This window comes from Pedobacter sp. SYP-B3415 (genome assembly GCF_004138205.1).
In the GTDB taxonomy this organism is placed as follows: domain Bacteria; phylum Bacteroidota; class Bacteroidia; order Sphingobacteriales; family Sphingobacteriaceae; genus Pedobacter.
In genome coordinates, this window is sequence record NZ_RXNQ01000032.1 from 1 (window position 1) to 22,138 (window position 22,138).

The 22,138-nt window shown below is 47.3% G+C and carries 17 protein-coding genes; 6 read left to right on the forward strand and 11 right to left on the reverse strand.

Going from position 1 to position 22,138, the window contains the following annotated elements; genetic code table 11:
• Positions 1 to 161 precede the first annotated feature (161 nt).
• Positions 162 to 320, forward strand: a complete 159-nt coding sequence (locus EJV45_RS19755) for an integrase core domain-containing protein (RefSeq protein ID WP_370291386.1) — start codon at positions 162 to 164, stop codon at positions 318 to 320.
• Between the two features lie 406 nt (positions 321 to 726).
• On the opposite strand, the gene EJV45_RS11940 is transcribed toward EJV45_RS19755, so the two are convergent.
• Positions 727 to 1,302: an OmpA family protein gene (locus EJV45_RS11940; RefSeq protein WP_165305051.1), complete on the reverse strand. Its 576-nt coding sequence runs from the start codon at positions 1,300 to 1,302 to the stop codon at positions 727 to 729.
• 58 nt (positions 1,303 to 1,360) lie between these two features.
• Complete coding sequence (dxs, locus tag EJV45_RS11945; protein ID WP_129715921.1) at positions 1,361 to 3,289, reverse strand: 1-deoxy-D-xylulose-5-phosphate synthase; 1,929 nt, start codon at positions 3,287 to 3,289, stop codon at positions 1,361 to 1,363.
• A 129-nt stretch (positions 3,290 to 3,418) separates the two neighbouring features.
• Between dxs and EJV45_RS11950 the strand changes: the two genes are divergently transcribed.
• The 3 genes from EJV45_RS11950 to EJV45_RS11960 are packed head-to-tail and all read left to right on the forward strand — an operon-like array spanning position 3,419 to position 8,289.
• Positions 3,419 to 4,186, forward strand: a complete 768-nt coding sequence (locus tag EJV45_RS11950) for a ScpA family protein (RefSeq protein WP_129715922.1) — start codon at positions 3,419 to 3,421, stop codon at positions 4,184 to 4,186.
• Between the two features lie 46 nt (positions 4,187 to 4,232).
• On the forward strand, positions 4,233 to 5,504 hold the full coding sequence (glyA, locus tag EJV45_RS11955) for a serine hydroxymethyltransferase (RefSeq protein ID WP_129715923.1): 1,272 nt from the start codon (positions 4,233 to 4,235) through the stop codon (positions 5,502 to 5,504).
• A gap of 25 nt (positions 5,505 to 5,529) precedes the next feature.
• Positions 5,530 to 8,289 (forward strand): PAS domain S-box protein, encoded by a 2,760-nt coding sequence (locus EJV45_RS11960; protein WP_129715924.1) that lies wholly within the window; start codon positions 5,530 to 5,532, stop codon positions 8,287 to 8,289.
• Positions 8,290 to 8,484: 195 nt separating this feature from the next.
• On the opposite strand, the gene EJV45_RS11965 is transcribed toward EJV45_RS11960, so the two are convergent.
• The 9 genes from EJV45_RS11965 to EJV45_RS12005 all read right to left on the reverse strand — a co-directional run bounded on the left by EJV45_RS11965 (position 8,485) and on the right by EJV45_RS12005 (position 20,334).
• The gene (locus tag EJV45_RS11965; protein ID WP_129715925.1) at positions 8,485 to 9,180 is read right to left on the reverse strand and encodes a ComF family protein; all 696 of its coding nucleotides are present in this window, start codon (positions 9,178 to 9,180) and stop codon (positions 8,485 to 8,487) included.
• Positions 9,181 to 9,227: 47 nt separating this feature from the next.
• Positions 9,228 to 10,277, reverse strand: a complete 1,050-nt coding sequence (gene rlmN, locus EJV45_RS11970; RefSeq protein ID WP_129715926.1) for a 23S rRNA (adenine(2503)-C(2))-methyltransferase RlmN — start codon at positions 10,275 to 10,277, stop codon at positions 9,228 to 9,230.
• Positions 10,278 to 10,402: 125 nt separating this feature from the next.
• A complete protein-coding gene (locus tag EJV45_RS11975; RefSeq protein WP_129715927.1) occupies positions 10,403 to 10,900 on the reverse strand; it encodes a DinB family protein in 498 nt (165 codons plus the stop codon).
• An 85-nt stretch (positions 10,901 to 10,985) separates the two neighbouring features.
• Positions 10,986 to 11,675, reverse strand: a complete 690-nt coding sequence (locus EJV45_RS11980) for a YafY family protein (RefSeq protein WP_129715928.1) — start codon at positions 11,673 to 11,675, stop codon at positions 10,986 to 10,988.
• A 280-nt stretch (positions 11,676 to 11,955) separates the two neighbouring features.
• The gene (locus EJV45_RS11985; protein WP_129715929.1) at positions 11,956 to 13,359 is read right to left on the reverse strand and encodes a glycoside hydrolase family 30 beta sandwich domain-containing protein; all 1,404 of its coding nucleotides are present in this window, start codon (positions 13,357 to 13,359) and stop codon (positions 11,956 to 11,958) included.
• Between the two features lie 51 nt (positions 13,360 to 13,410).
• The gene (locus tag EJV45_RS11990; protein ID WP_129715930.1) at positions 13,411 to 14,829 is read right to left on the reverse strand and encodes a RagB/SusD family nutrient uptake outer membrane protein; all 1,419 of its coding nucleotides are present in this window, start codon (positions 14,827 to 14,829) and stop codon (positions 13,411 to 13,413) included.
• 11 nt (positions 14,830 to 14,840) lie between these two features.
• Entirely contained in the window at positions 14,841 to 17,747 is a 2,907-nt protein-coding gene (locus EJV45_RS11995; protein WP_129715931.1) for a TonB-dependent receptor, read from the reverse strand.
• 285 nt (positions 17,748 to 18,032) lie between these two features.
• Positions 18,033 to 19,919: a 7TM diverse intracellular signaling domain-containing protein gene (locus tag EJV45_RS12000; protein ID WP_129715932.1), complete on the reverse strand. Its 1,887-nt coding sequence runs from the start codon at positions 19,917 to 19,919 to the stop codon at positions 18,033 to 18,035.
• Between the two features lie 19 nt (positions 19,920 to 19,938).
• Positions 19,939 to 20,334, reverse strand: a complete 396-nt coding sequence (locus EJV45_RS12005) for an META domain-containing protein (RefSeq protein WP_129715933.1) — start codon at positions 20,332 to 20,334, stop codon at positions 19,939 to 19,941.
• 211 nt (positions 20,335 to 20,545) lie between these two features.
• On the opposite strand from EJV45_RS12005, the gene EJV45_RS12010 reads away from it, so the two are divergent.
• The gene (locus EJV45_RS12010) at positions 20,546 to 21,460 is read left to right on the forward strand and encodes a hypothetical protein (RefSeq protein WP_129715934.1); all 915 of its coding nucleotides are present in this window, start codon (positions 20,546 to 20,548) and stop codon (positions 21,458 to 21,460) included.
• Positions 21,457 to 22,110: a class I SAM-dependent methyltransferase gene (locus EJV45_RS12015; protein ID WP_129715935.1), complete on the forward strand. Its 654-nt coding sequence runs from the start codon at positions 21,457 to 21,459 to the stop codon at positions 22,108 to 22,110. Before EJV45_RS12010 ends, EJV45_RS12015 begins: the two co-directional genes overlap by 4 nt.
• The last annotated feature ends 28 nt before the right edge of the window (positions 22,111 to 22,138 follow it).

Below are 22,138 nucleotides of genomic sequence, written 5' to 3' on the forward strand. Positions count from 1 at the left end.
TGGCTGTAAAACAATGTCCGGAAAGTAAAGGGCTGATCCACCATTCAGACCGAGGTATTCAGTATTGTAGTAAAGGTTATACAGGGATATTGAAGAAAGCAGGAATAGCCATCAGCATGACAGAAGAGAATCATTGCTATGAAAATGCGCTGGCTGAAAGGATGAATGGAATATTAAAACAGGAATACGCTTTGGAAGGAACCTTTAGGAACATAGACCTGGCTAGAAAAGCCGTTAAACAGGCCATTGATGCATTCAATCAGAGACCACATTGGTCGTTGCAACTAAAGACACCAAACCAGGTGCATCAGATAGCATAACTGGATTACCAACACAAGTTCAAAAGAAAAAAAGAAGCAAAAAAAGAAAACTGTTGAAATATGGAAAACTCTCCGAGTTTCCCACATTCCAACAGATCTAACAACAACAATAAAAGTGTCTACTTTTTTTAGGACATGACAGGCGCCCAACCCCTCAATACGCATAGCCTGCAGACGGGCATTGTTCCATGTCTCAAGATCCAAATCTCCGGAAAGCCTGCCGAGGGGTTTTGCACCCAGTCTCAACACTCACATCTCAATATTTCGCTAAAACGGCATACCCCCTCAATACGCCCACACTTGCCGACGGTTTTTTCTGTTGCGTTTCCTAAGTTTCCAATCTCTTCCTCTGCAAACAGAAACGCCCACCATTTTTGTGGCGGGCGTTCGATTGAGAAAAGTATGCTTACTTCTTCCTGGCAGAAATATGCACGCCAATTTCGTTACCGGTTGTGGTTTGCTGTTTGCCTGGCGCTTCGGTCTGAACCAATTTCAGCTGACTGGAAGGTATCCGGCCATTTTTGGCGATAAAGTCGCGCACGGCCTTTGCACGCTCGTCTGCAAGTTTATTTCCGGCCTCATTGTTACTCACTCCCGCGATGTCAAGCGATGATTCGGGAAACGACTTAGTAAAGGTTGATGCGAGCGATCTCAATTTTGACTGTGCGTCGGCATCAAGGGTCGCTGTTCCGGGTTTGAAGGCGACTGTTTCGTCAATGCTGTATTGCTGCAGATTATCACTGTTGATAGATGATGAGTCTGAAGCATGAAGGCTTGCGTCGGGTTTAGGGTCTACACCAGACCAGTTTGCATTGATCTCACTTTCAATCGTTGATGAGTCGCTTGCCGCACCGTGGTGTTCGGTGCTATGGTCACTCTTGCCGGTGGCAAATACAGCAACGAGGATAAGGACAACAATTATGGCACCAAGTGCCAGGTACCAGTTTTTTGGAGTTTTGGGTTTGTGTTCGTGGACAGCCATAGTACATAAAGTTTTAGTACTATGGGAAACACCCGGGTGCCGGGAATGTTTGGTTACACTAGCCAGCCATGGTCTTTGTTGTGCGCGCCTGGGCCATTCCGCGAACCGTGCGGATGATCGAATCAACATCATAACCACATTCTGCCCACAGTTCAGGTTGTTCGCCGTGTTCAATGATCCTGTCAGGAATACCTAACCGTACAACTTCTGCCTGATACTGATGGTCTGCCATAAACTCCAGAACCGCCGATCCCATTCCACCCTGTAAACAGCCGTCTTCAATGGTAATTACCTTCTTAAAGCTGGTAAACACTTCATGAAGCAATTTCTCATCAAGTGGTTTTACAAAGCGGAGGTCGTAGTGGGCTGGATAGATGCCCTCTGTATTCAGTTCACGGCAGGCCGCAACGGCAAAATTGCCTACATGGCCAATGGTAAGTAAAGCTACCTCATCGCCGGGGCAGATCATTCTGCCTTTGCCGGTTTCCAAACGTCTGAAAGGACGCTTCCAGTCTGGCAGCACGCCGTTCCCCCGTGGATAACGGATACAAAACGGACCCATGTCGTCCAGTTGAGCGGTGTACATCATGTTACGCAACTCTTCCTCATTCATTGGTGCTGCAATGGTCATGTTGGGTATACAACGCATAAAAGCAAGGTCGTACGCGCCATGGTGCGTCGGCCCATCGGCCCCTGCAAGGCCGGCACGGTCCAAACAGAATACCACATTCAGTTTCTGGATAGCCACATCGTGTATAACCTGGTCATAAGCGCGCTGCATAAAACTCGAGTAAATATTGCAGAAAGGTACAAGTCCCTGAGCCGCAAGTCCGGCTGAAAATGTTACAGCGTGCTGCTCAGCAATACCCACATCGAACGCCCGGGTAGGCATGGCTTTCATCATGATATTAAGCGAGGAACCCGAAGGCATGGCCGGCGTAATACCGACTACCTTCTCGTTTGCTTCTGCCAGTTCGACCATGGTATGGCCAAAAACATCCTGATATTTGGGTGGCTGTGCTTTCGTCGAAACCGCTTTTTTTATTTCTCCGGTAATCTTGTCGAACAGGCCGGGCGCATGCCATTTGGTCTGGTCTTTTTCTGCCAGCGCAAAGCCCTTGCCTTTTACAGTTACGCAATGCAATAATTTCGGACCAGGAATCTCCTTCAGGTCTTTAATGATCGCAGCGAGCCGTTTTACATCGTGACCATCAACCGGGCCGAAGTACCTGAAGTTTAATGCCTCAAACAGGTTGCTGTTTTTAAGTAATGTTCCTTTTACGCTCTTCTCAATTTTCTTCACGAATTTATGCGCATTCGGTCCGAGCTCTGATAATTTGCTAAGCACGGTCGATATGTCATCCCGAAAGCGATTGTATGATCTTGAAGTCGTAATGCTGGTCAGGTACTCTTTCAAGGCCCCGACATTTGGATCAATAGACATACAGTTGTCATTCAGGACAACCAGTACGTTCGAATTTTCTATTCCGGCGTGGTTTAGTCCTTCGAAGGCCATGCCCGCTGTCATAGCGCCATCGCCGATAACGGCAACATGCTGGCGGTCTTTTTCACCTTTTAGCTGCGACGCCACGGCCATGCCCAGCGCTGCAGAAATTGAGGTAGATGAATGGCCGACACCAAAGGTGTCATATTCACTTTCACTGATCTTTGGAAAACCGCTTATGCCTTTATAGATGCGGTTGGTATGGAAAACCTCCCTGCGCCCCGTAAGGATCTTGTGGCCATAAGCCTGATGGCCAACATCCCAGATCAGTTTATCGTAAGGAGTATCGAGGGCATAGTGCAGGGCAACCGTCAGTTCAACCACGCCGAGACTTGCGCCGAAGTGACCGCCATTCACGCTCACTACATCAATAATGTACTGGCGCAGCTCGTGGCAGATCTGTTCAAGTTCTGCTTCGGTATACCGCTTAAGATCAGCGGGATAATTAATGGTCGACAACAACGGCCCTGCCTTAACTTCCATATCCTGGTTTGGTGCAAAAATAAGATGCAAAGTAAACTATTTTGTTTTATATATTAACCAAAATCGGTCTCCTTTGTGTGATTGTTTGCGATAAAAGTTCCGGCATCAATGTCGTATATTTGAGGCCTGATGGTAAATGACGAGCAAGAGAATTTTGAAATCAGGTTGCCTGTGTTTGAAGGTCCTTTTGATCTTTTGCTTTTTTTTATCGAGAAAGACGAACTTCAAATTCAGGAAATTGAGATTGCGCGCATTACAGACGACTTTTTAAGTTATCTGCATCGCATGACCGCCCTGAATGTGGAATTGGCAGGCGAATTTATCCTGGTTGCCGCAACCCTGATGCGGATTAAGTCGAAGATGCTGCTGCCGCGGCCCGAACAGGATGCCGACGGCAACGAAATCGATCCGCAGCAAGACCTGATTGCCAAACTGATTGCTTACAAACAGTTCAAAGAGGTTGCTGAGAAGCTGAAGGGCCTTGAAGATTCAAGGATGCTTCAGTTCAAACGGGGCAATATTTCCCAGGATATCCCGCTGATGGCAGATGCGGCCGGTGCTGGTCCGGCAGACGAACTGCACAGCCTCGACCTGTACAAACTGTTGCTCGCTTTCCAGCGTGTCAGCCAAAAATACGACCTGCGAAAGGTTGAGGTTAAACATACGGTTGTCCAGTATCCTTACACCATAACCCAACAGAAGAACGTGATTGCGCAGCTGGTTGAAATAAATCGCACCCTTGATTTTGCGTTAATTTCAAAAAACTCCGATAACAAGGTTCATTTTGTATATAATTTTCTGGCTATTCTGGAGATGCTGCAGCAAAAATTGTTAAATATTCAAATCGGAGCCGGTTTCAATAATTTTAGCGTAACTGCTTCTGAATTTGAAGCTTAAAATTGTTTTTGATTCCGTAATTTTGCGTTTTAAAACCAACTTATAAATGAAAAGAGATACCCAGATTTTTGATCTAATTAACCAGGAACTCGACCGTCAGGAACACGGGCTTGAACTGATTGCCTCTGAAAACTTTGTCAGCAAACAGGTAATTGAGGCAGCAGGCTCCGTTCTTACCAATAAATATGCTGAAGGGCTTCCCGGAAAGCGTTATTATGGCGGTTGCCAGGTTGTAGATCAGGTAGAAACGCTGGCCATTGAGCGTGCCAAACAACTTTTTGGCGCTGCCTGGGTTAACGTGCAGCCGCATTCTGGTGCACAGGCAAATTCAGCGGTAATGTTGGCGGTACTTCAACCTGGTGATAAGATCCTTGGTTTTGATCTGTCTCATGGTGGTCACCTTACGCACGGCTCCCCTGTTAATTTCTCAGGTAAATTATATCAGCCGCTTTTTTACGGTGTTGTTAAAGAAACCGGGCTGATCGACTATAAAAAACTTGAAGAAACAGCCCTTGCAGAAAAACCGAAGCTGATCATCTGCGGCGCATCTGCTTATTCCCGCGAATGGGATTATGCCTTTATCCGTTCCGTTGCCGATAAGATCGGTGCGCTGGTTTTGGCCGATATTTCGCATCCGGCCGGATTAATCGCTAAAGGTTTGCTGGCTAACCCACTTCCGCACTGTCATATTGTTACCACGACAACGCACAAAACACTCCGCGGTCCGCGTGGCGGGATGATCATGATGGGTCAGGATTTCGAAAATCCTTTCGGCCTTAAAACACCTAAGGGCGAAGTGAAAATGATGTCTGCGTTGCTGGATGCGGCCGTATTTCCCGGAACCCAGGGCGGTCCGCTTGAGCACATTATTGCCGCAAAAGCAGTAGCGTTCGGCGAAGCATTAACTGACGAGTATGCTGAGTATATCAAACAGGTGCAGGTAAATGCACAAGCCATGGCCAAAGCTTTTCTTGAGAAAGGTTATGGAATCATATCAGGCGGAACAGATAACCACCTGATGCTGATTGATCTCCGCAATAAAAACATTACCGGCAAACTTGCTGAAAACGCACTGGAAAAAGCCGAAATTACGGTTAATAAAAACATGGTTCCGTTTGACGATAAGTCGCCGTTTGTTACCTCTGGTTTCCGTGTAGGTACAGCTGCCATTACATCGCGTGGAATGAAAGAGCAGGACATGCAGGCCATTGTGGACCTGATTGACCGCGTATTAACTGATGCTGAAAACGAAGGAACGATTTCGGCGGTCAGGGAAGAAGTAAAACAGCTTGTAAGTAAGTTCCCGCTTTACAAATAACCTTATAAATGACCCGGAGAATCCTATGGACGAACCGTCAACATTCCAGCCTGATGACCCCCGGCAGCCTGCATTTGGCGCGCACGGGGTCATCGAGCATGGGCAGGAGTTAGCGTTCGATAATTTCACCAGGCTTGCAGCCATGATCTGCGAGGTTCCATGGGCATTTATCTCCTTCAAAGAAGGCGCTTCACTCTGGATCAAATCCGGATCCGGTCTTGATGAGTCCAGGGTCCCGCTCGAAGGCACATTGAGCCGGTTCGTCATCGACAGCGCTTCTTATATCGAAATAGAAGACGCATCCAGGGATGACCGGTTCAGGCATGCCGGGGCTGTATCTGCAAGCCCTTTTGTAAAGTTTTTTGCAGGCGTGCCCCTCATTGACACGGCAGGCAACTGCCTTGGTGCCTTTTGCGTAAGCGATACCTTACCCCGGGTACTTAGCGATGCCCAGCGGACTACGCTTGAAACACTATCCCGCGAGGTGATTGTACACCTCTCACTGAGAAAAAGTAACCTGGCTCTTCGGGAGCAGGTTGCGAGAAGCCGGGAGTTCGGCGATATTTTTAACTTATCACCAGACCTGCACTGTATCCTTGACCGTCAGGGAAAAATTCTTTTTATTAACGATGCCGTAACCACCATGCTCGGCTATAAGCCAGACGAGGTAACCGGCGAAAGCATGTGGTCTTTTTGCCACGAAGACGACAGAGCCCAACTGATCAGTTTGCTGGAGGCAGGTTTGAAGAATAATAAAAAGCAATTCAATGTGGAGTTCAGACTGGTGGGCGATTACGCACTGACCCGCTGGATAAACTGGAACATGGTGTCAAAAGCTGACCGCTGGTATGGCTACGGGCGCGATGTTACAGAAAGTAAACGCGTTCAAAGCGAACTGCTGCAGCTGTCATTTGTGGCGAGCAAAGTAAATAATGGTATCGTCATCAGCGATGCCGGCAGCAAGGTGACCTGGGTTAACAATGCCTTTGAAAAAATTACAGGTTTCAGTTCAGACGACCTGAGAGGAAAACGTCTGGGCGACCTGATCGCAGGTCCGAAAACAGACCTCGACCTCATCGAAAGGGCCAGACAATTAAGCAGAAACAAGCAGTCATTTACTGTTGATATCCTTGCGTATCGCAAAGATAAACGTCCGATCTGGCTTTCCATTTACAACACGGTTGTCATGGGCGAAGACGGCAAGGTTGATGCAGAGGTTGAGATCATCTTGGATATCACCGAAAAAAAGAAAGTAGAAGAGCAGTTGCAGGTGCTCTCCCTGGTTGCAAGCAAAGCAAACACCGGCGTCATCATCTACAACCGCGAGGGAGAGGTAACCTGGGTGAATGAGTCTTTTGAAAAACTAAGCGGGTATGCGCTTGCCGAGCTGCTGGGAAAAAAGCCGGGAGATCTTCTTGCGATTCCTGATACCGATATACCGCTGATTGAGCAGGCAAGGACCAAAGCGCTGCTTAAAGAACCGTATTACATCGAAATCCTGATTGGCCACAAATCGGGTAGACCCATCTGGGTTTCGGTATCAAATACACCTATCATCAACGCAGAAGGTGAGGTGGAAAGGCAGGTTGAGCTGGTTACAGACATCACCGGGCGAAAAACTTTTGAGGCAGAAATTATCCAGGCGAAGGAACAGGCTGTTCAGCTCAGCGAAGCAAAGGAAATGTTTTTATCGGTGATGAGCCACGAAATCAGAACGCCGCTTAATGCCGTGATCGGCATGACCAATCTTTTGCTCGAAAACGATCCGAAAGAATCGCAACTGGCTGATCTTAATATCCTCAAATTTTCGGCAGATAACCTTCTCGGTATTATCAATGATATTCTTGATTTTACCAAGATAGAAACCGGAAACCTTCAGCTCGAGCATCTGCCCTTCGATCTGCGTGTGCTTTGCCGGGACATTATGCAGTCGCTTCAGGTAAATGCCGGCAAAAGGGGCAACGTACTCCGGCTTGATATACCTGACGCTTTACCGTTGGTAACTGGCGATCAGACGCGCCTGTACCAGGTGCTGATGAATCTGCTCGGCAATGCGATTAAGTTTACTGAAAACGGGACTGTTAGTCTGGTGATCAGGCAGGTCTCGAAGGAGCCGGGGAAAGTGACGGTGAGCTTCCAGGTGACAGACACTGGAATTGGTATCCCTGAAGATAAACAGGCCTCTGTGTTTGAACCCTTCAGACAGGCGAAAACTGATATTGCCCGGCAATACGGCGGAACGGGCTTAGGGCTCGCAATCACGAAAAAGCTGCTCCAGCTTTTTGACGCTGAACTGGAACTGGAAAGCAGGGAAGGCAGGGGCACATCATTCTCGTTCATGATCGGGTTTGAGCCTGCAGCTGCCGAAGCAGCTAAAAACACAGCAACGGAAGCGCCTGACCGTTATACAGGCAGACGCATTCTGATTGTCGATGATAATGAAATCAATATTGTCGTTGCCAAACGCATTTTTGCCCGCTGGGATGTCGTCATAGAGACAGCATCAAACGGCCAGGAAGCCATCGATAGAATTGCAGCAGATGAACCCTATGATATGGTGTTTATGGACATTCATATGCCGGTTCTTGATGGTTACCAAGCTACACGCAGGATCCGGGCAATGGGAGGACCTTACCTCTCCGGCCTGCCAATTGTTGCGTTGACAGCCTCAATACCGAGAGAAGAAGCAGCGTCTTTTGCCGAAAGCGGTATGAGCGCCTATCTTCTAAAGCCATTTAAACCGGAAGAAGTTGGGCAAATTTTTAAAGCCTTTTTTGCAGGATAAGATCGGGCAGACGAGCGGTTTCGGGCCGGCGTTTAAAAAGTAAAGGGCCGATATCTTACAATGAAAATATCGACCCTTACCATCTAAATTAACGCTCTCGATATTATTAACGGAGCTGCGAAGTAAATTGTTGCACGGAGGTTATAAAAAATATTATATTAATCGTAAAACACTGATAATCAAGATATTAAAATGTTATTCGGTAAAAGCAAGCGTGGCCAGGCTCACTGTTGCTGCACCTGCTTCAAGCAATACAAGCGCGCAGGCTTCGACCGTTGCACCCGTAGTCACCACATCATCAATAAGCAGGATGTGTTTCCCGTTTACATGAGCATCTGCTGAAAGACAGAAAACCAGGCGCATATTTTCGTACCTGCTGAAGCGTGACTTACGTGTCTGGCTGCCTGTCTGGTGTTTCTTTAATAATAGCCGGTCTTCGAGCTGCGCCCCGGTAGCGGTGCACATCCCGGTTGCAATCAGCCGGCTTTGGTTGTAGCCCCGCTTTCTTTCGCTTTTTTTAAACATTGGGATTGGGACTACGAAATCTATGTTCAGCAGGTCGGGATTCGTTTTAAGCCTTTCTCCGAGGAGTGTACCCATCAAAGTGGCCAGTTCCGGTTGATTGCCGTATTTTAACCGGTGCAACAAGGCCTGAACATGGCCTCCCTTTCGGAAGTAGAGTAATGCCATGGCATACCGAAGCGGCACCCTGCCCCAAAATTGTCGTGCTACACGATTATCGGGGTCAAGATGATAATCTGTATAAGGAAGATTGTAGATACAGGTTGTACAGATGAGCCGCTCGCCTTTGAAGAGTGAGGTACCACACGCCTGGCAGGGTTCAGGAAACAGGAGCAGGCTTAAGTCATAAAGGATATCGGCGAAAACCATTTAGCTTCATTATTTGAAGTTAAATAAATTTCTGCGAAATATAAAATTTATTCCTGCTCTTTTACAGCAAGCTGGCCGCACGCTGCATCGATGTCTTTTCCGCGGCTGCGCCGGATGTTGGTGATAATTCCCTTTGCTTTCAGGTGAGCAGCAAATGCATCGATTTTATCCCCCTCAGCATTTTTAAAATCGGCAAATGCAATGGGATTGTATTCAATCAGGTTCACTTTGCAGGGGATATGTTTACAGAACTTTGCAAGTTCGGCGGCGTCTTCAATCTCATCATTGAAATTATTGAAGACGATATACTCATACGTTACCGGATTCTTTGTTTTCGCAAAATAATACTTAAGTGCATCAGCAAGCGCAGGCAAGGAATTCTGTTCATTGATCGGCATAATTTCATTCCGCTTCCTGTCGTTTGCGGCGTGCAGCGAAAGCGCCAGGTTAAATTTCACCTGGTCATCACCCAGCTTTCTGATCATCTTTGCTATGCCCGCGGTAGAAACAGTAATGCGCTTGTATGACATATTTAAGCCGTCTGGGGATGTAATTCTGTCAATCGAGCGTAATACGTTTGCGTAATTAAGCAGCGGCTCGCCCATACCCATGTAAACGATATTGCTGAGCGGAGCATTATAATGTTTCTTCGCTTGCTGATCGATCAGCACAACCTGATCATAAATTTCATCTGCATTGAGGTTTCGTTTACGATCCATATAACCGGTTGCACAGAATTTGCAGGTCAGGCTGCAGCCCACCTGCGAACTCACACAGGCGGTCATCCGGTCGTCGGCCGGGATCAATACCCCTTCAACAATGTTGGCGTCGGCCAGCCGGAAGGTGTTTTTTATTGTCTGATCGCTGCTGAATTGTGAGTTATTTACTTCAACCGCATTGATCACACAGGTTTCTTTTAAGCGTTCACGCAGATCTTTCGAAAGATTACTCATTTCGTCAAAACTGCGGGCAGATTTTTCCCATAGCCACTGGTAAACCTGTTTGGCCCTGTATGCAGGCTGATTCATAGCAACGAAGTGCTGCTGCAGCTGTTCAAGATTGAGCGAACGTATGTCTGTTTTTTTTACTGGAACCATCAGGCTGCAAATTTACCGAAAAATTTAAGCGCAAACCGCCAGCATATGAAAAAATGATCCCGGGCGGATAAACCGCCCCGGGATTCTTAAAGGAATGATAAAATTCTTGTAGCCAGCAAATTAAGCTACATGCTAGGGTCATCTGCGCTTGGGCCATAACTTCCTGGTATCGGGATGTTTAAAAGGCGGAGGTACACGCCCAACTGCGCGCGGTGGTGAATGGTCTGGCTGAATGCATGGCGAATCGTTTCATACTTTGTCCAGGTACTGTAGATTTGATCACCGCTTCGCATGGTCCATGTTCCCGTCAGCAGTTCCGGAGTCGCATTTTCAAGTGTGCTCAGTCCTGACCGGAAGTTTTCTTCAAACAGCGCCAGCAGTTCGGCTGTGCCGGTTACATCTGTCGGCGTCCAGTTATTCTGGTCGAAGTCCAGCTCATCTGTAGTCATGGCCATGGTTACCCAGCCAGGTAAATCAGCAATATGCGTGGCAAGATTTTTTAGCTTCATGCTTTTTTGGTGTGGTGCCCAGTCAAACTTTTCAGCAGGTACCAGCGCAAGCATTTTCCGGGTGGTTTCAGCTTCCCGGGTCATTTCGGTAATAAGGAGATCAATGATGTTCATGTTTTCTTTGTTTTGCTTTTGATATGACAAAGAAAACCGCGGCTACTGACAACCCTATGTCAGCGAGCACATGCCCTGAAAAAAATTAATAGGCTACCGGAAGTAACTTCATATAATCGTTAATGTGCATATGCTCGCTGCGCGTAAAATTATCCTCTAAAGATCGGATATGCTTAATTCTTACCAGGCTGAAATCGCGGTAATCTTTGCGCATATGGCACCAGGCGATCAGGTGCCAGCCAAACGCATAAAAAATAAGGCCAATCGGTTCACAACACCTGATGGTTTGCTCATTCTTGCTGCTCAGGTAGGTAACCTGGATCACTTTTTTATTTGAAATTGCCGTCTGCAGCGCAGACAGGTATTCGAAATCCAGCGTATACCGTTCGGGCAACTGAAGACGAATGTGATTATTCATCGTTTCCAATGCCTCTTTCTGTGTATGCTTTAAGACATTTTTAACCTTTACAAGTGCTTCAGAATAATGCTTTCTGATCGACTTGTCAGCAAAGCCATTTACAATACTTTCAACAAGCAGGAGGGCATTGGCCTCTTCCATGTTAAATAAGATAGGAGGAAGGAAATACCCGCTTGAAACAAAATACCCTTTGTTTGGTTCGAATCCGATGGGAACACCCTGTTCGTTCAATGCCCGGATATCTCTGTAGACGGTGCGGATGCTCATGCCAAACTTTTCAGCAATCTGCTCTGCCGAGGTGTGTTTCCTCGATTGCAGATAAGTCAGAAGCCCGAAAAGCCTGTCAATGCGGTTCATGTTTTAAAGATACGCAACATTGTTGTTAGGCAAAACCTCTGTTGGAATTTGTAAGCAGGTGGCTTCAGAGACAGTGCTTTCTGGTCAGTGAATCATGGGCACGGCGACCGGCCATTAACTATAGATGCGGTGTATTAAGGCACTGAAGTCAACTATTCTTCTTCTTCACAGTTGGCCTTCGGTTTCCCTTGTCGCGCTTCGTTGTGGTTTCGACTTGTTTACAAGAATTTTAAAAAGGGGATTGTACAATCACATCCCCTCCTTAGGTTTCGAGCCTGATTTACCAGGTCAGGGTCGCTGCGGCGCCTGCGGGAACAGAGGTGCTGAAATGCCGGCTACGATCCTGAACAGAAAATTTCTGATCGGAGGCCGTCGTATTCATAACAATAAGCACAGTGTTACCCCCGGGTGTTTTGAATGCTACATTTGGCAGGCCAGTGGCAAGGTCAGATTCAATTCGCTTCGAGCCGGGTTGAACAAACTTCGAAGCGTGGCCGATAACATACCAGGCTACATTGCGGGTTACTTCTTCTCCATTTATTGTGATTGCCCCGAGACAGCTGGTGCAGCCTCCTTTATCTGTATGCGGACCATAGTTGGCATCGGCCGCTACATTCCACTCTAACACGGTGCGGCTCCAGTTGCGTGTGGCGCCAACCAATAAAGTGCCGACATGCCATTTCAGATCTTCGGCGAAATTACCCGGCCCGCCAACCCACTGTTCAGTAAAGTAGATGTTTTTGTTTGGAAAGGCATCATGAACCTCTGAAAGCGCAGAAAGCTTGCCTGCGTACAGGTGAAATGCAGAACCGTCTGTCCATTTATTGGCTTCGGGATCGCGCAATACGGTAAGCGGATAATCCGGGCGATCAGCATTATGGTCATACGCTATGATCTTCGTTTTGATGCCGGCCTTTTTTAATGCCGGTCCGAGCAGGCGGATGAAAGCAGCCTGGTCTGTTGCAGACATAAACATGCTCGGGTTATTTCCCGGATGCAGCGGTTCATTTTGCGGCGTAATCGCATCGATCGTGATGCCTTCTTTTTGCATCGCCTGAACATAGCGCACAAAATAGCGTGCATAAGCGGGGAAATACTGTTTCAGAAGACTACCGCCTTTAAAATTTTTGTTGTCTTTCATCCACGTTGGTGCCGTCCAGGGTGATCCAAGAATCTTTATTTTTGGATTGATGGCAACAATTTTTTTTAACACGGGAATAAGATCAGACTGTTCTTGTTTCAGAGAAAATTTCTTTTGCGCCGCGTCGGTTTCGCCTGTGGGCAGCTCGTTGTATGTAAACAGCGAGGCACTCAGGTCTGAAGCTCCGATACTGATACGAAGGTAACTGACACCGATTCCATCGCCTGAAAACAAGTCACGTAACAGCGCATTTTTCTTGTCGTCAGGTAATTGGTTGATAAGGCTGGCACTGCCGCCGGTTAATGTATAACCAAAGCCGTCTATTTCCTGATAAATTTTTCCGGCATCCACTTTTATTACGGTGCCTGACGCCGGACCGTCGGTCCAACTGATCGCATCAGGAACGGCCTGAAGAAGGCTGCTTTTGTTTGCAGTTGTCAGGTATTGACTGATTGTTGTTGTCTGGGCGCAGGCATTCAAGATACAAACCGCGAACAACAACTGCGTCAATATCACTTTGCGCAACGATAGGGTTGAGTACATATCAAATGATTTTAAAGGGGGACCTTAACGGGGTCCCCTTATATTAAAGATTTATCTGGCATTTGGATTCCGGTCCAGTTCTGCCTGAGGGATTGGAAACAGGAGTTTCGCGGGCGAAACGTTATAGTTCAGATTGTTGCCGCGCCCGTCTTTCTGTGCATTCATGACTTCAGCAGCACGTCCGGTACGAAGCAGATCGAACCAGCGGTGACCTTCGAAAGCTAATTCCAGCCTGCGTTCTTTTTCAATCGCGAGCCGCATAGCGGTCTGGCTCGTTGCCGATGTGCTGCCAAGTGCAACCCGGTTCCTGATCTGGTCTACCAATGGTTTAGCCTGTGACCAGCCGGATGCTGAAAGCTCATTGAGCGCTTCTGCTTTCAGTAAGATAATATCCGCCAGCCTGATGATGTATGAATTTGTACGGTCGTCATTGCGGTATTTATTAATGTAGGGATAACTTGATTTTGACCAGTAGTTGTCCGACCAGCCTTCGTCTGATGCGTTTCTGAATACAACGCTAGCATTTTTCCGCTGTACATCACCTTCAGCATCGAAAGCGGCAACAAGATCATTTGTCGGGGTACAAAAGCGTTTCCAGCCGCTACCGACGATAACGCCAGGCATCCAGTTTCCGCGTCCGGTCGGGCCACCCCAGCCATCGTACTGCATTTCCCAGATCGATTCTGAATTGTTTTTGTTGTTGCCTGAGAAAAGACCATCAAAACTACCAAAAAGGCTGTAGCCGCCGGTAATCACTGCGTCGGCATATTGATTTACCCTGGTCCAGTCGGGTGTGGGTTTTGAAGCGTGTACTTTAGCCAGCAGGGCGTTTACAACGCCTTTTGTAACGATACCTTTGTGGGGTGCAGTTGTTCTTACATGAACAAGCGCATATTCGAGGTCCTTAATAATCTGATCATATACCTCGCTAACCGGCGATTTTGCTTTCTGCATTTCTTCCAGGCTTGCAGGCGTTTTTAGAATCAGCGGAACCGGGCCCCATAAACGAACGAGGTGAAAATACATATAGGCCCGGATGGCGCTGGCTTCGCCGAGAATCTGGTTCCGGCGGCTACCCTGATCGAGAACAGGATCCTGGATATTCGGAACGTTTTCCAGGACCTCGTTGGCGTTTTTGATATCGCTGTACAGGGCACCCCAGTCACGCCCAATATTTCCATTTGTCGATGTCGCAGTAAACAGGTCGATCTGGATGTTTGCCGGATTGTCGCCTCCGGCATAGGCATTATCAGCTGTTACATCGCCGTTTACCATATAGTCCCAGATATGGTAGTCATTATACATTGAGCCGTATGCGCCTGACAGTAACTTTTCAGCACCGGCGGCATTTGTGAATGCCACATCAGGCGTAACCTGGTTAAAAGGCTGTTTATCCAGGAAATCTTTTTTGCAGCCCGCTGCGGTGATGGCGATCAGTACTGCAGTAGATAAATATATTTTTAGTTTCATGGGTTGTAGAATTAAAAGCCAACGTTTACACCAAAAAGGAAAGTCCTGGCCTGCGGGTAAGTGCCGTAATCGACACCCATCGAAGGGCCGTTTGCTCCGTACTGATTAACCTCCGGGTCAAGTCCACTGTATTTTGTAAAAGTGAGCAGGTTGTAACCGGTGGCGAACAGCATCAGTTTGCTCATGCGTAACTTGCCGAGCGCCGCCTGGCCGAAATTATAGGAAAGGGTAGCAGTTTTAAGACGCAGGTAAGATGCATCCTCGACAAAACGGCTCGAGGTCAGCGAGTTTGCAGACGATTGAGAAAGGGCCCGCGGTATATTTGTGATCTGTCCTGCGGTGGTCCACCGGTTCAATACGGCTGCACTTTGGTTCTTACTGTCAAACATACCCTCGAGGTCAATTCTTGATGCATTGAATAACTGATTACCCTGAACACCCTGGAAAAAGATATTTAAGCCCCAGTTGCCCAGCGTAAAACTATTATTGAGGCCGTAGGTAAAATCGGGCTGCGCGGAACCGATAAATGTACGGTCGCCTGCGTCTGTGCTGCCATTGTTATTCAGATCAGCATAGATTGCATTGCCGTTCGCCGGATTTACTCCGTTGTAAACGTAACCATAAAAACTTCCGAGAGGCCGCCCTGCTTCAATACGCACCGCCGCATCACGTTCATAAATTCCTGCAAAGTCGAGCGACTTCTGGGTATTGCCGAGGCTGGTTACCTTGTTCCGGTTTAGCGAGAAGTTGAGGTCTGTAGACCAGTTAAACTTTTCCCGTACAAAGTTTTTTGTAGAAAGCACAAACTCCAGTCCTTTATTCTCCATTGATCCCACGTTATAGGCCTGAACGCCAAAGCCAGACGATGGCGGCAATTGGACATTTATGAGGAGGTCATTTGTGCGCTTCAGGTAGGCATCAGCTGTAAACACCAGGCGGTTGTTAAACATCGTCAGATCCAGGCCAACATTGGTTTGTGTGGTGCGTTCCCATTTCAGATCCTCGTTTGCGGGGTTAGAAAGCGTGTAGTCGCCCTGGGCTGTGATCTGATAAAGCTTCAGGTAGGCGTAGTCACCAATCCCTTCATCATTGCCAACCTGGCCCCAACTTGCGCGTACTTTCAGATCGTCGATGGTTTGGCTGTCTTTCAGGAAGTTCTCGCCCGAGATTCGCCAGCCGGCTGAAAACGAAGGAAAATAGCCGAACTTATTTTTAGAAGAAAAGCGCGAAGATCCGTCTGCCCTGAAGTTCGAGCTGAAAAGATAACGGCTATCCCACGCATAGGTTATGCGACCCAGGAAGGACTGCTTTGACCACTGCGCCTGCTGCGGGATGGTGAGTGCTACTGAAGGTTGAATGGGAGCGCCTGTTGTTTGATCCAGGTAACGCGACTCCTGGTACTCATAATAGCGGTAATTCGATGCCTGCATTGTATAACCAGCTGTGGCCGTAAATGCATGCTTGCCCGCGTTCTTGATGTAGTTGAGAATGTTTTCATTCAGCCATACATTGTCATACGTGTCATTGGTGCGAAACAACCCGCGTTCCTGCCTGCCATAGGTAGTTAAAAACGGATCAACATAGTAGCGGTAGTGGTTTTTATTCACATTGCTGCTGATGCTCGACTTCAGAGACAGGTCTTTTGTAAAGTTCAGTTCTGCTGCGAAGGCGCCTACAAAACGCAGGTTGCGGGTATTGTTGTCATTCCCAAAGGCCAGGGCAACAGGGTTGTCCCAACCACCCGCATTTGGCACTGTCGTGTATTGGCCGTTTGGTGCAAAAACGCCTATAGTTGGCGGCGTCGTCAAAGCAGCCAGAATGGTTCCACCGCGTGAAACGCCGGCATTATCGCTCACATCTATCGAATTTCGCGATGTCAGCGCTGCATTCGCAGATAGCTTCAGCCATTTGGTTAAACTTTGGGTGCCATTAAAATTGAACGTATACCTGTCCAGCTTTGCCGGGGCAACGGTGCCCTTATCCTGTTGATAACCAGATGAGAAATAGTACTGACCGCCTTTAAGTCCGCCAGACAGGGAAAGCTGATAACTGTTCTGCGTACCTGTGCCAAAAGTTTCCTTTTGCCAGTCTGTGTTCAGGTCGCCGCCGAAGGTGGTATAGCCAAGTTCGCGCATCAATGCGATATACTGATCCCTGTCTAATACACCCTGCGTTTGCCACAGGTTTGAAAATCCGCTGAAAGCGTTAAATGCAACTTTCAGTTTGCCTGCAGATCCTTTTTTCGTTGTGATCAAAACCACACCATTGGCGCCGCTTGAGCCATAGATCGCCGCAGCTGATGCATCTTTCAGGATGGTCATCGTTTCGATATCGTTGGGGTTCAGAAAACTTGCATCCCGTGAGGTAACGCCATCAATAACATACAGGGGGCTGTTTGAGGCTGTAATCGAAGTGTTACCGCGGATTGTGATAGATATACCCGATCCGGGTTTGCCGGATTGAGAGGAAACCTGTACCCCTGCCGCCCGCCCCTGCACCGCCTGAAGGGGGTTGGTGATGGGCTGATTTTCGATATCCTTTGCCGATACAGATACTACCGCTGTGGTCAGATCTTTTTTGGTTTGTGTTCCATAACCAATTACGACCACATCATTCAGCTGCTGGTTGTCATCACCCAATGTGATGTTTAGTGTTGTCCGGTTATTCACAACCTCTTCGACGGTGACATAACCGATGGACGTGAAAACAAGTGTGGCGTCGGCGGCTGCGCGAATACTGAAGGCACCGGTTGCCGTACTGGCTACACCCTGCGTGCTTCCCTTTACCCGAACCGAAACGCCCGGGATTCCTGCTCCGCTTCTGTCTTTAACCATTCCGGTTACTGTAAGATCCTGGGCGAATACCAGGGCCGGAAGACAGATCAGGAAACAGACAAATAACGTAATGGTTCTTCTCATAAATTTTGCTGTTAATACAAATCAGGGTGTAAAGTTAGCAGCGGCAATAGGATAAAAGCAAGTTAAACAGTAAAAATATTTAATGTAACCGTCTGAAAAATAGCAAGTTGCACTTAATTTAATACGGTTTGGTACCGTAACTTATCTCAACGGAAACCGCTGTATTTCAGCGCGCAGTATCGGTGTTTGCATGTAACCATCCGCCCTGCCGATACGTTATGGTACCGTAAGCGAAAAATGACGGAAAGTTGTGAGGAAAAATCTGTTGCAGAGAAAATTGGCAGGTTATTCAAGCACCAGCTGGCTCCAGTCATTTCGTCCTGCTTTCTTCAACTCCCGCCGCCGTTCATCCATTACCTTTTTGATCCGCGTACCGAAGGTCCAGCAGGTGCTTTGGCGGATCGTGAGAAGTTCAGAAAGTTTGTGTGAAGAGATCTTGCCCTTGGTTGAATACACCAGATAGATCATATAAAAAGCTTTATTGATCGGGATACGTGTGTTATGAAAAATCGTATAACTGGTTACTGATTCTTCATAGCCACATTTTGAGCACCGGCGACTCAGGCTGATGTGGCCGGGATAATAGTGGTCATTACCACATTTTTTGCAGGCATAACCATGTTGCCATTTCAGCCGCGCCAGAAAATCATAGCAGCTGTCTTTGTCGGGATAGATGCGGCTGAATTCTTCGAAGTCAACATCGGCAGACATGACCCTGTCGCGTGTCACCTTTTCAACACTGTGCTGCAGTTCAAAGTTATCCTGTTCGAGCAATACATTCATGCGCGATATTTCCTCGGCCTGTTGCTGCAGCAGGAGGTTAGCCCTTTCCAGCTCTTCATTCTTCTTTTCAATGATGAGCGACTTGTGATACACCTCGCGTGTCCGTTCCTCAACCTTTTTTTCAAGCTCGGTATTCAGCGTGTCTTTGAGCCGGGCATTGATTGTCATTTGCCTGAACATCTTCTGCTGGGTTTTATCTTTCTTTTTCTTTAGCAGACGCACTTTGTCGCCGATGGCAAGTGAAAGAAAAATCATTTCGAGCACAAAACAAAAGCTAAGGCTATAGTAACTGACAACGCCGAAGTTGAGCGATGAAAAGCCCAGCATGATTAAAAATTTGAGCAGGAAGCCCAGGAAGAGAAAGCTGTAACCGAGCACAAAAAAGCGGGCAGGCTGATAGCCGCGCCGGTAAATATACACACCGGTAAAAAACGCGGTTGCCAGTGGAATTGCTTCTATAAATTTATAATTCAGTAATGCCCGGTCAAAAAAGTAGGCATACAACAGAAATGCTGTGCGCAGGCCAATAATAACAAGAATAAGTTTGTTCAGCAGCGGCGCCTTTGCCTTTACATACAGCAACTGCCGGGTAAACAGCAACGCAAATACACCTACTGCATACAAGGCGAACGCATAAGCAATCTGGTTCCATTCGGGCCAGGACGGCCAGAGGTAATGGTAAGCAATGCCATCGGTGCTCATTTCGTATAAGCCCACGCTCAGGTTATAAAGAACGTAATAGAGATACTGCTTTTGCCTGATGGCGATAAACATGATCAGGTTATAAAAGCTGAACACCACGATCATACCATAGAAGATGCCGAAATAGAAGTATTCGTTGAGTGCATATCCTATAAAATAATCTACCGAACGAAGAACAACGATGACATCAGCAATCTGGGCAGATCTTACCCTGAAATACCAGGTGTGAACACCCGCCTGGGTATTGTCCAGTCTAACCTCAAAATTTTTGTGCCTGATGCTGCGGCTCGCAAAATCGTGTTTATCGCCCAGCTGTATATGCGTGTAGCCGCCACCATTTTTTGGTGCCCAAACCTCAATATCATCTATAGTCTGGTCAAAAAATTCGAGCAGGTATGGGTTTTTGGTTACCTCTTTCTGATCAATTCGGATGCGGAACCAATAGGCACTTTGAAGGTGCAGGGTTTGCGGCGTGCTTTTCTTGCTGGCACTGAATTTAGCCGACCATGCCGGTGTGCTGATCTGCTCAAACGACAGCTTACCGCCCGGGTCTTCATACTGCTCGATTTGCCCGAAGGAAAAGATATGTTCCTGAAGCTGATCAGTAAGCACAACAGGCTGCTGAGCCTGCGCACCACCCAGCCGGAAAAACAAAACAAAAAACAGCAGAAACAACCTCACCCGCATCTCCGTCCCCCCGCTGTCTTTATTCTGCTTTTGAGAAAACGAGGAGTGTCTGATCTCCGTTTAGCAGAACAAGTTTTTCGCCATCTTTTTTTACCGTATTGGTAGCTTCGAGCGCCCGGATGTACGCGTTTTCGAAGGTGCTGAGTTCCTCACAGAACATTTTTGTAGATATTATTTTTTCTATGCGTACTTTATTTCCGGTTACAACAACGTTTCCGCCGAAGCCATTGCAAAAGGCCTTGCCACCTACCTTGTCGCCATCAATGTTAAGTGTGCCTTTTCCCGAGGTTGGCAGCGTTTTTCCGGGAAGCTCTGTCAATTCCCATTTTGTGCCATTCAGGCTTGCCAGGTCGGCTTTTTCGAGACATGAACCAAAAAAACATAGCAGGATCAGCGCAAAAGCATATTTTTTCATAGGATAGAAGTGTTTTTTATTTAAATCTTGTCAGATGTGTTTGCTGCAAAGTTTTACGAACAATGGCATACATTTTTGCGTAACACTGGTTTCACTGCATCACACATTTGAACGTTAAAGATACGGATTAATTGACTGAAGAGGCGATGGGGGGTACGTTTCTTGCAGCAACCGGTAAAAATGGGGATTATTGCAGTTGAAACAGGAGCCTATGACCGGGTCGCTCATCCGCTTTATTTTTTTTGGGAATTACTTTGTAGGTCTGCTTGCTGTAGCACTTACCCTCGAGGCCGGCATGCAGCTGCAGCTACCTTTTTGTTCTGCAGCCTACTATCTGCTGTTGTTTCTTGCGCCTGTTGTTTATTATACATATGCTTATGCTGGCAGCACCGCCCGGGTTAAATTTGCCAATTCCCGCACACGCTGGTACGAGAAGCACCGGCGGTTTGTGCGCCGCAGCCAGGCCGTTCTCACATTTGTCTGTATTAGTCTGCTCGTTTGGTTAATTCAGCAAAATTTCAGTGCTATCCTGGCCTTGCCGGCCGATTATTGGTTGAGCGTCTTTGTGTTGCTGATAGCCGCCGGACTGTATTATGGATTGCTTCCACGTTCCGTTTTTCGCTTGAATCTTCGAAACACGGGCTGGCTAAAGGCCTTCGTAATCGGCTTTGTATGGGCGTGCTGTGTAAATGTTCTGCTTCTCATCGTACTAAAAGTGGAAAAGGGAGTGGCAGAAGAAGACCTTCCGCTCTGGATCTGGTTATTTATAAAGAACTGGATGTTTTGTACGGTAAATGCTATTCTCTTTGATATCAAAGATTACCCAAGCGATGCAAACCGGCACCTGCGTACTTTTGTCGTGAGTTTTGGATTACGGCGCACGATTTTCTATATCCTGATCCCACTGTTGCTAGTCGGACTTGCCGCGCTTTTTGTATTTGCCTGGTACAGGGAGTTCAGCGCCCTGCAGATCGGTTTTAATGTACTTCCTTTTCTTGCCACGATCATGGTAGCTTATTCAATGCATAAACGCCAGCCCATTTTGTACTACCTGATGGTGATTGACGGATTAATACTCTTCAAAGCAATTTGCGGAATTTTAGGTATGCAGTTTTTAGGAGTATGAAAACGGAGTCAGGTTACGATCGGATTTCAGGGATTTACGACCAGATGAGCCGCCTGATATTTGGGCGTGCCCAGGTGCGGGCACAGACAGATCAGCTCGATTACCTTGCGGCGGGCGAACGGATTTTAATTGTTGGTGGAGGCACCGGCTGGATATTGGATGAACTCGGTAAGATAACCCGTCGGCTGCATATCGTTTACCTGGAACAATCATCACGAATGGTCGGCCTTTCAAAAAAACGCGAACCGGGCAAACATATGATCGAATTTGTCACGGGATCGGCATTCGATTATAACACAGACGACCTTTTTGACGTTGTGTTTACGCCGTTTATATTTGATCATTTTGACCAGACGGGAGCAGAAGCACTTTTCACAAACCTGCACCGCCTGCTGAGGGGAAATGGATTATGGGTCTACACGGACTTTTGCGCGTTAAAATCGTCTGACCAATTATGGAAGCGTTTGTTAATGAGCGCGATGTATGCATTTTTCCGGCAACTAAACATCGTAAAGGTAAAAGGGATGCCGGATATAATTGAGCTGTTTGAGAAGAACGGCTACCGCCGGACGAATCACCGGACCTATTACGGAAAACTAATTGAATCTTGTGTTTATGTCAAACGCGAAAAAACGGACTTCAGCCTTTAAAGTTGGTAACTTTCGTAAAGTTACCAAC